The sequence below is a fragment of the Bariatricus sp. HCP28S3_D3 genome, assembly GCF_052065755.1.
Classification (GTDB): domain Bacteria; phylum Bacillota; class Clostridia; order Lachnospirales; family Lachnospiraceae; genus Allocoprococcus.
The window spans coordinates 1-9,316 of record NZ_JBQHTK010000056.1 but is presented as its reverse complement, the minus strand read 5'-3'; the positions used below and the strand labels follow the sequence as shown (position 1 = coordinate 9,316).

Annotated in this window: 11 protein-coding genes; 9 read left to right on the top strand and 2 right to left on the bottom strand. The window is 41.6% G+C overall.

Annotated elements, in window-relative coordinates:
* Window positions 1-154 precede the first annotated feature (154 nt).
* Window positions 155-337 (top strand): hypothetical protein, encoded by a 183-nt coding sequence (locus ACTNB3_RS17340; protein WP_441027185.1) that lies wholly within the window; start codon window positions 155-157, stop codon window positions 335-337.
* Between the two features lie 72 nt (window positions 338-409).
* Here ACTNB3_RS17340 and ACTNB3_RS17335 read toward each other — a convergent pair whose 3' ends face one another.
* On the bottom strand, window positions 410-1,336 hold the full coding sequence (locus ACTNB3_RS17335; RefSeq protein WP_441027183.1) for a tyrosine-type recombinase/integrase: 927 nt from the start codon (window positions 1,334-1,336) through the stop codon (window positions 410-412).
* A 286-nt stretch (window positions 1,337-1,622) separates the two neighbouring features.
* Between ACTNB3_RS17335 and udk the strand changes: the two genes are divergently transcribed.
* From udk to ACTNB3_RS17300, 7 genes are all read left to right on the top strand, one after another.
* Complete coding sequence (gene udk, locus ACTNB3_RS17330; protein ID WP_427820045.1) at window positions 1,623-2,240, top strand: uridine kinase; 618 nt, start codon at window positions 1,623-1,625, stop codon at window positions 2,238-2,240.
* Window positions 2,241-2,396: 156 nt separating this feature from the next.
* Complete coding sequence (locus tag ACTNB3_RS17325; RefSeq protein ID WP_427820044.1) at window positions 2,397-2,693, top strand: STAS domain-containing protein; 297 nt, start codon at window positions 2,397-2,399, stop codon at window positions 2,691-2,693.
* Window positions 2,694-2,731: 38 nt separating this feature from the next.
* Complete coding sequence (locus ACTNB3_RS17320) at window positions 2,732-3,160, top strand: ATP-binding protein (RefSeq protein WP_441027181.1); 429 nt, start codon at window positions 2,732-2,734, stop codon at window positions 3,158-3,160.
* A gap of 63 nt (window positions 3,161-3,223) precedes the next feature.
* Window positions 3,224-3,421, top strand: coding sequence for a cation:dicarboxylate symporter family transporter (locus tag ACTNB3_RS17315; protein WP_441027179.1), 198 nt, complete (start codon window positions 3,224-3,226; stop codon window positions 3,419-3,421).
* A 21-nt stretch (window positions 3,422-3,442) separates the two neighbouring features.
* Window positions 3,443-4,597, top strand: coding sequence for an anti-sigma factor antagonist (locus tag ACTNB3_RS17310; RefSeq protein ID WP_427820042.1), 1,155 nt, complete (start codon window positions 3,443-3,445; stop codon window positions 4,595-4,597).
* Window positions 4,597-5,457 (top strand): PHP domain-containing protein, encoded by an 861-nt coding sequence (locus ACTNB3_RS17305; RefSeq protein ID WP_441027177.1) that lies wholly within the window; start codon window positions 4,597-4,599, stop codon window positions 5,455-5,457. Before ACTNB3_RS17310 ends, ACTNB3_RS17305 begins: the two co-directional genes overlap by 1 nt.
* 243 nt (window positions 5,458-5,700) lie before the next feature.
* Window positions 5,701-6,072 carry an Hpt domain-containing protein gene (locus ACTNB3_RS17300; protein WP_441017531.1) on the top strand — a complete coding sequence of 124 codons (372 nt, stop codon included), beginning with the start codon at window positions 5,701-5,703 and terminating at the stop codon, window positions 6,070-6,072.
* A gap of 29 nt (window positions 6,073-6,101) precedes the next feature.
* Here ACTNB3_RS17300 and ACTNB3_RS17295 read toward each other — a convergent pair whose 3' ends face one another.
* Window positions 6,102-7,337, bottom strand: a complete 1,236-nt coding sequence (locus tag ACTNB3_RS17295; RefSeq protein ID WP_427820039.1) for a threonine/serine ThrE exporter family protein — start codon at window positions 7,335-7,337, stop codon at window positions 6,102-6,104.
* A 511-nt stretch (window positions 7,338-7,848) separates the two neighbouring features.
* Between ACTNB3_RS17295 and ACTNB3_RS17290 the strand changes: the two genes are divergently transcribed.
* Entirely contained in the window at window positions 7,849-8,688 is an 840-nt protein-coding gene (locus ACTNB3_RS17290; protein ID WP_441017533.1) for an alpha/beta hydrolase, read from the top strand.
* Window positions 8,689-9,316 lie beyond the last annotated feature (628 nt).

Genomic DNA, 9,316 nt, shown 5'->3' with positions numbered 1-9,316 from the left:
AGCGCCCTGAGCCCCCGGAGGGCCTTCCGTCTTATATATTTGCAATTTTCAAGGTTCGTTTGAGCCTGTTTTTTTCGGCCCAGTTTTTCATAGATTACTTGACACTACCTTGGGAATTTATGAACAGAAATTACGCCAGTTGATGGGAAAACATGTGACTGAAAATGATATGAATGCATTTGGTCAATATGACGATTTGATTCAGAGCGTTGATATTACGATTGCAAAACAATATTTTGATGAAAAAGAAGGAAGTAATGTGCCAAAAAGAAAGGTTCGGGCAAAGTTAGATGAACTTCTGAGAAAATTCATACTGGAAGATGGATTCGATATCTAGAGAATGATAAGAAGGCGATATCAAGAGAGATATTGCCTTCTTATCTATTTTGACGTGTATCATTATTTCCTTTTAGCTAAGGCTGGATAGAGACCTCATAATGAGATCGATATCTTTGTTTTCGAGTTCCTGAATGATATGCAGATAAGTCTTCTGGGTGGTCGTCATACTAGAGTGACCTAATCTCCTGGCTACACTGGCGATGGAAACTCCGGCGAAAAGAAGGAGTGAAGCATGAGTATGCCGAAGTCCGTGGATGGAAATCACAGGAATATTCACGGCTTTACAGTGACGGGCAAGAATATCATTTACGGTCGAGTTGTAAACGGTATTTTTTACAAAAATGGGCTGATATTCAGGAAGCCCTTTTAGAAGACCTGCAAATTGAATGACCGTCTGCCAATCCAACTGGATTTTGCGTACGGAGGAGCTGTTTTTAGTCGGAGAAAAGCCGCCATTTCCTTTATAATTCCATGTTTTTGAAATAGAGAGAATCTGGTGGGAAAGATCGAAATCTTTTGGAGTCAGAGCCAGGGCTTCTGAAAATCGCATGCCGGTTTTGGCAACCAAAAGAATGAACCAATCCCAGCTGACTTCCTGCTCCAGAGTCAGATCAGCGAGCAGTTTCTGTAGTTCGAACTGATTCAGGTATTTAGGTTTTTTATCCCGTGGCTGCTTACCTTTGATGATTGCTTTACGTGTAGGATCCCGTTCAATTAAACCTTCATCAACTGCATCCAGTATGGCGCATTTGAGGTGATGGTGAAAATCCATAGTAGTTTGTCGCTCGTGTTCTGCAGCGTAATCGTTGAGAAGCTTTTGGTAGGCAATCCGGGTCAGGTCGGTAATGCGAAGTTCTGGGACGAGTTTTTCCACCCACTGATGTGCCATGGAATACTTCTCCATGGTGACGGGACGTATGGCTCCTTCTTTATATGTTGTGATCCATTGTTTATAATAATCACAGAACAGGATATCAGGTGCTATTGTTGTGGACATTTTAGTAACCTCCTTTGTTTTGTATGAATGATACACGACAAAAACTATAACTATCATTATAGTAGCACTTCAATTGCTGCCAGACTGCCGTGCTGTATGAAATGGATGTTTTATGATTTAGCGATGAAAGCAATGATTCATATCTTGCAAACGTATGATTTTAAAATGCACCCCAGATTCGTTGAAACCAAGGCTAAATCATGATAAACTGAAAACAGAAGCTATACAAAATCGATATCTTTACAACAAAAATCCGATTAAAATGGAAAGAACGGGAGAAAATGAAATGAGTGAAAATATGATTATCGGAATTGCGGGCGGATCCGGGAGCGGGAAAACCACATTGACCAATCAGATTGCAGCAAGATTTGCGGAAAGTGTAACGATTATTAAACATGATAATTATTACAAAGCACATGATGATATGGATTACGACGAGAGAAGCCGTCTGAATTACGATCATCCGAATGCATTTGATACGGAACTCATGATCCGCCATCTGAAGGCATTGAAACAAGGTGAGAGCATTGAATGTCCACTTTATGATTATACGATCCATAATCGCAGCAAAGACACGATCCGGATCGTGCCGAACCGTGTGATTATTGTGGAAGGTATCCTGATTTTTGAAAATAAAGAATTGTGTGAGCTTATGGATATGCGGATTTTTATTGATACAGACGCGGATGTCAGGATTATCCGAAGAATACAGAGAGATGTTATGGAACGGGCAAGAAGTCTGGAATCCGTTATTAATCAGTATATTGAGACGGTCAAACCAATGCACGAACAGTATGTGGAGCCGAGTAAAAAGAATGCCAATGTGATCGTGCCGGAGGGCGGCTACAATCAGGCAGCGATGGAAATGATTTTCAATCATATTAAAACATATTTGCAGTCATAAAAGCAAAAACGATACGCTGGAAGACACAGACGATGCCGGGAAGTTCGCATTTGTAGACAAAAATCATTGATACACGGTAGGGGAAATGCTAAAATGTAATTGCTTAGGTGCATTGTGTACCGCAGAACGGAAAAAGAATTTAGGAGGATCAAGATTATGAATATCAACAAAAACAAGGAAGACGCCAAAATGACGATTGCGCTGGAAGGCAGACTGGATACGACAACTGCACCGCTTCTGGAAGGAGAACTGAAGGATTCTCTTGCAGACATTACGGAACTTGTTTTTGATTTTTCCAAGCTTGAATATATCTCATCAGCAGGTCTTCGTGTACTTCTTGTGGCGCAGAAAGCTATGAATAAACAGGGAAGTATGGTAATCAGAAATGTGAATGATGTGATCATGGAAGTGTTTGAGGTGACTGGTTTTTCAGATATCCTGACGATTGAATAAGAAAAAGGAACGGGAGACGAAGAAAAGGAGGTGTCAGGATGAAGCAGATGGGGACAGCAAAAGAGCTTACAGTTGAGGCAATAGTGGATAATCTGAATAAAGTGACATCATTTGTAGAGGAAGCTCTGGAAGAAAGCGGCTGCCCGATGAAAGCACAGATGCAGATCAATATTGCGATTGATGAGATTTTCAGCAACATCTCTTATTATGCTTATCAACCCAATACGGGTGATGTGACGGTACAATTGGAAATTTCTGAGGAGCCTGCAGAAGTGACGATTACATTTATTGACCAGGGCATTCCTTACGATCCCCTTTCACAGGAAGAACCGGATACAACACTCTCGGCGGATGAAAGAAAAATAGGTGGACTCGGAATCTTTATGGTGAAAAAGAGTATGGATGATCTTTCATATGAGTACAAAGATGGAAAGAATATTTTGAAAATGAAGAAAGCATTTAGATAGAAGACTAGTAGAAAATGATGATACTGAATGATAAGAATAACCTTGGTCAAGCATTGAATTACATTGTTACGTGCCTGTCACAATTTGATGCTTACTCAGATCGGTGTGCCGGCTGAAGCACTGAGCCTGATTATGGGAATCGATTCGCTGATGGGAATGTTCCGGACGGCAGTGAATTCGACTGGAGACGTGGCGGTAGCCCTCATTGTTACAAAAACGGAAAAAATGCTGAATATAGAGAAATACAATCAAATAGAATAAAGTGAAATGGAGGTAATTCATATGGGCAATGTTACTATTACACGGGAGAACGAGAAAACGGTGATTCATTTAAGCGGCAGAATTGATTCTTCCAATGCACCTCAGGTTGAAGAAGAAATGATGAAAGCTGAGAATGGCGTTCCTGTAATGATCGATCTCGAAAATCTCGAGTATCTTTCCAGTGCCGGTCTCCGTGTGATCTTAAGACTGCGTAAAAATCATCCTGAACTGGAGCTGAAGAATGCATCCACCGAAGTATATGAGATTCTGGATATGACCGGATTTACTTCCATGATGCCGGTTTCCCGTGCATACCGCAGAGTGTCTGTGGAAGGATGTGAAGTGATAGGTCAGGGCGCAAATGGTAAAGTATACCGCATTGATCCGGATACCGTAGTTAAGGTATATCTGAATCCGGATTCCCTGGCAGACATCGAACATGAGCGTGATGTCGCACGAAAAGCACTGGTCCTCGGTATTCCGACTGCAATTTCTTATGACGTCGTAAAGGTCGATGACCATTATGCATCTATGTTCGAACTGCTAAATGCGAAATCATTTTCAAAGCTTTTAGCGGAAACGCCTGAAAATATCGATGAATATGCAAAGATGTATATTGACCTTTTGAAATTGATCCATTCCACAGAAGTTCCTGCGGGACAGCTCCCGGATCAGCGGGAGATCGCAATTGGATGGACGGAATTCTTGAAGGATCATCTTCCGAAAGAGGTATATGAAAAACTCCATAAAATGATGCTGGAGATTCCGCATGATGACCATATGATTCATGGTGACTATCACACCAAGAATATTATGCTTCAAAATGATGAAGTGATCCTGATCGATATGGATACACTTGCAATCGGTCATCCGGTTCTGGAAATGGGGTCTATGTATAATGCATATATCGGATTCAATATGCTGGATAAGAACAATGTGCTGTCATTCCTTGGTTTCCCATATGAGGTTGCGGAAGCATTCTGGCAGAAGAGCCTTGCACTTTACTATGGAACCGATGATAAGGAAGTCCTGAAAGACAAAGAAAATAAAGCGAAAGTTGTAGGATTGATCCGATTACTGCGCCGTACCATTCGCAGAAACGGAAGCCCGGAACTGATTGAGATCTACAGAAATGAACTTTGCAAACTGGCAGAACAGGTGGATACACTGATATAATGAATCGTAATAAGAATTTTAAAAACCCGGATCTGCATATGCATTCAATCTATTCTGACGGAACGGATACACCTGCTGCCTTGCTTAAAAAAGTAAAGGCGGCAGGAATCGATCTTTTCTCTCTGACCGATCACGATTCCTGCGATGGATGTGCGGAGATGCAGAAAGTATTGCAGCCAGATGATCCGGCATTTATTTACGGTGTGGAATTTTCCTGCCGTGACAACAAAGGAAAATATCACATCCTCGGGTACGGATATGACCCGGAGAAATCTTCCATTCTCGAAGCTGTACAGATTACTCATTCAGCCCGGATGGATAAAGCGAAAAACCGGCTCAGGTTTCTTGAAGAGAATTATGGCTTTGCATTTTCGGAAGAAGAACAGAATGAATTTTTGGCGCTGGAGAACCCCGGGAAGCCGCATCTTGCGAAAATGATGCTTGCAAGAGGATATGTCGCAGATAAGGCTGAGGCATTCCGGATTCTGGGCGGATACCATGGAAAGGAAAGATATCTGTCTCCTGAGGAGGCGATCGATGCCATTTTATTCGCAGACGGAATTCCGGTGCTTGCGCATGGAATCCTGGCAGACGGGTCCAAAGTGCTTACAGAAGAAGCTACCGAGGAACGGATTTCCAGACTCAAAGCCAATGGCCTTATGGGGTTGGAATGCTATTATTCGGGATTCACCGAATTACAAAAGAGCAGCATGCTGAAATTTGCAGAAATTTACAATTTATTTGTCACCGCAGGAAGTGATTACCATGGCGCAAATAAAACTGTAAAAGTCGGAAATACGAATCAACCATCGCCGGAAGTGATGCGAAGATTTTATAAGGCACTCTCCAGATTATTATAGTTTCATGTGTTAAGAAAGTTTTAGCATAGGGAGTTAGAAAATATGGTATCTGCATTGCATGACATCGGTAAGATAATTGTTCGGATGAGATCCTGCATCGGGAATGCGGCGCATTTAATCCATTGCTTTTGGAATGTCTGATGGAAGTGGAAGATAAATTAAAAAACAAAATGCAGCTGGAAACGATTGATCCGCTGGAGACGGTAGGAAAAGCGGTGGAATAAATCCGGCAAAAAGGAGAAAATGATGACAATTCAAGAATGCTATCAGAAGATAGGCGGAGACTATGAAGCTGTTCTCAAAAGATTGATGAGCCCGAATCTTGTGCGTAAGTTTATAGGCAAATTTTTAGAAGATGACAGTTATCAAAAATTATGTGAAGAAATGGATGCAGGAAATCGGGAAGAGGCCTTCCGTGCGGCACATACACTGAAGGGCGTATGTAGAAATCTTGGGATTGAGCGGCTTGCAGGTTCTGCGGAAATAATTACAGAAGTACTGCGTAAAGAGCAGGAGACCGTTCCGGAAGAAGCGGCTGCACTTCTGGAAGATGTCAAAAAAGATTATCAGGAGGCAGCCGAGGCGATTCGTACTTATATCGCAAGTGAAACGTAAGGAGCCAATCCGGATATCTGCACTGGATTCTAGGAATGTTTTCCGATATGGTAATCCCGATTCAATGCAGTCATAAGATATCTTGAAGCAACATCAACGATTAAGAATCCTAAGGCAATGGCAAGGCAGGTCGTGAGCAGCGAATTTGTCTTGACCATTGCCATTTCTTTATTTCCACTCACATATCCATACATCATATAGTACAGAGCAGATCCCGGAATTAAGGGAAGCACGGATGCGGTGAGGAAAATCGTAGAAGGTGCCTTGTTGATCCGGGACATGGCAAATGCATAGAAACCGACAAACACGGCGGCTGTCAGTGTGGCCAGGAAATTGCTGGGGTTAAAGTGGTACACCAGCAGATAAATTCCCCAGGTCAAAAAAGCGCCGACGCTGGAAAAAAGCACCTGTCTGCCACGAATTTTGAAACACAGTGCGAAACCGGTACATCCGATCGTGCAGGAAATAAGCTGAATCAGAATATTCGTATTCAGCGCTGCTCCTTCGGAAGAAACTTCATTCAGAAGAAGCATGGCAAGTGCAATCCCGAATGCGATACCCGCAGCGCCAAGAAAAGAATTCAAGATGTTGATCAGACCGGAAATAAAGTCCCGCTGCAGGAGATCACGGATTCCATTCGTTGTTCCTATTGCGCTGATGAGAAGCATGACCATCCCCAGCATGATCCGTTCCGGATGGACGCCGATACCCAGCCGGACCAGAACGACGATCAATACTTCCGATAAGAAAGAGAGAATCATATTATAGATCAGCAAATTGCTCTCCCTTTTACTGAGCCAGTTTCCGGCGATGACAAGCATCACAGACGCAATCGCAGCTACAACTGCGTCAGTAAATCCGCACCCGAAAAAAACAGCAAATCCGGTTCCGCCCATCACAGTAGCAACATACTGGATCGCGGGATGCTGCGGAATGCGGTTCATGGTGTCAAGATACTTCTGATGCAGTTCCTTCTCATTCGGCGTGTGCGCACAGACATATCTTGATAGCTTATTCAAATGGTGAAGCAGATCAAAATCAGTACTAACCGTCTCAATATGGCGGATCTGAGTAAGAATCTCCCCATCCGGCGTCTCAATAGTAATCTGAATGTTGCTTGGTATTACGAATACATCATACCGTGTAAAGCCGTAACTCCTGCACATTCGATAGAGACTGTCTTCAATTCGAAAATTCTCGGCACCACTTTTTAACATTGCCTCTCCAATGTCAAGGATACCTTGTAAAATTTTTGTATAATTCATATATGAGTCCTCGTGGCCGGGGGACGGGTTCGTAGTCACTCATTCTGAGTGACGCGAACCCGCCCGCGGTCTGTTTTAATTTATAATCTATGAATTTTATTATACGTTCTATGAGGCTTTATTTCTAGTCCGAATTACAGAATTTGACGATGAAACTGTCTGAGCGGATATGGAATACAGAAATAATGTCTTAGAATGTGTATCATGAAATCATTGCACAGAGGAAAGATATTATATATATGTTTGATGGGAATTGATATTATATTGAAGATTATTCTCGGAATTTAGTGACGATTTCGGAAGTGCTTGTGGATAATAGTAATCACTAAACGGTAGATAGTACGTACCTTTACAAAGCTTGAGCAATCCTATATGATAGAGATAGATTCGCTCCAACCATATTTCATATCTTCTTTATCGGGATTTAGGTGAATAGGAATAGAGTGTCCGTGTCTTGAGAAGATATGAGAAAATGTAAAATCGAAAGAGGATGGAACAAGGTAGGAAAAAGATGAATAGGGAAGAATTTGTAAGAGCAATAAAATATGTAAAAGGAAAGACAGATAAGGTACTTCCTGTTACGCCACAGCAAGTCTGGATTCGCGCAGAACTCGCGGAAAAATTTGCAGGGGAGAAATACGGAGTTCGGCTTTGGGGAAGGATTTATAAGCAAAAAGAACCTTCTGGGAAGTGGGCTATCATTTTGCATCCGAATCAGTTAGATGGCAGCATCATAACTAATAACATAGGCTATATCTATTATGAGCTTGGCTATCATATTTTGGCACCGGATCTGCGCGGATTCGGGAAAAGCGAAGGACGTGTGGCGATGGGGTTCCTGGAAAGTCTGGATGTCTATGACTGGCTGAAAAAGCTCCATGCTGATTATAAAGTAGAGCAAGTGATCGTACATGGATTATCTTTAGGAGGAGCGACAGTTAACTATCTCTCCGGGCTTGATACATTTATGGAAAATGGACCGTTGAAAGTGGGGAAATTACAGGCCCTTCCCGAGTTACATGTTACAAGACTCATCGTAGACAGCAGCTATGTAGGAATGAAACAGTTCGCGTGTAAATCATTTTTCATCTGGAGCGGAATTGGACTGACAAAGGATAATTTTGATTATTACGGTGATGCGTCAGAGAGCCTTCGGCATTCAAAAACTCCGATGATGATTATACATGGAAAGAAAGATTACTTTGTAAAGATGAAAAATGCAGATCGGATTGAGGAATGTGTGAATGCAGATTGTAGAAGGTGGAATGTAGAAGGAGAAGGACATGTTTTTGTACTGCTGGGGAGAAAGACGGGAGAATACCGGGATAGAATAAGAGAATTTTTGGAGTGACCTCCACTTTTTATTAATAATGCAGAATACAAAGAATAATTGTGCTATAATCGGCTCATAGGCAGGTGGTTTTGAGGAGCTCCTGAATCATATGTAAAGATTCATGTGATTGTCGAAAATCATTTCTATGAATGGAAATTGTAATACTGTATGTGCTGCAATTTCCGATTATTGTAACAATGTCAAGCCGATTCAGGCAAATATCAATGAATTATGCAGGGAAATTCTAAGTGGCTATGGGACAGGGTGTAGTTACTATATTTCAAAGAAGGGAGAGTAATCTACCCAGAACAAGAAGAATAATAAGCCCAATTGATACGTATCACATTATGCTACGAGGTGTGAATCACCAATAAATCTTTGAAGAAGATTCGTGACCATGAACCCATCCCCGATGCACTCCTAAAATTCAAACAAATGATAGCAAATTTTCTTGAATAAATTGCGTGCATAGTATATTATGATGCTGGGGTCAAAAGGTATTTCCAACTAATTAAATAACTACTATTGATGAAAGACATATGGTATAATCATCTTATCAAATAAAGGTGGTTTGCATATGTCTTTTAAAACAAATGATGTAGAACAGTTATCTCTGTTCGATAGTTTTTTAAACCTCACTGCACGT

Coding starts and splice junctions, on each gene's coding strand:
- ACTNB3_RS17335 (WP_441027183.1), bottom strand. CDS start 1,336: ATGTCCACAACAATAGCACCTGATATCCTGTTCTGTGATTATTATAAA.
- udk (WP_427820045.1), top strand. CDS start 1,623: ATGAGTGAAAATATGATTATCGGAATTGCGGGCGGATCCGGGAGCGGG.
- ACTNB3_RS17325 (WP_427820044.1), top strand. CDS start 2,397: ATGAATATCAACAAAAACAAGGAAGACGCCAAAATGACGATTGCGCTG.
- ACTNB3_RS17320 (WP_441027181.1), top strand. CDS start 2,732: ATGAAGCAGATGGGGACAGCAAAAGAGCTTACAGTTGAGGCAATAGTG.
- ACTNB3_RS17310 (WP_427820042.1), top strand. CDS start 3,443: ATGGGCAATGTTACTATTACACGGGAGAACGAGAAAACGGTGATTCAT.
- ACTNB3_RS17305 (WP_441027177.1), top strand. CDS start 4,597: ATGAATCGTAATAAGAATTTTAAAAACCCGGATCTGCATATGCATTCA.
- ACTNB3_RS17300 (WP_441017531.1), top strand. CDS start 5,701: ATGATGACAATTCAAGAATGCTATCAGAAGATAGGCGGAGACTATGAA.
- ACTNB3_RS17295 (WP_427820039.1), bottom strand. CDS start 7,337: ATGAATTATACAAAAATTTTACAAGGTATCCTTGACATTGGAGAGGCA.
- ACTNB3_RS17290 (WP_441017533.1), top strand. CDS start 7,849: ATGAATAGGGAAGAATTTGTAAGAGCAATAAAATATGTAAAAGGAAAG.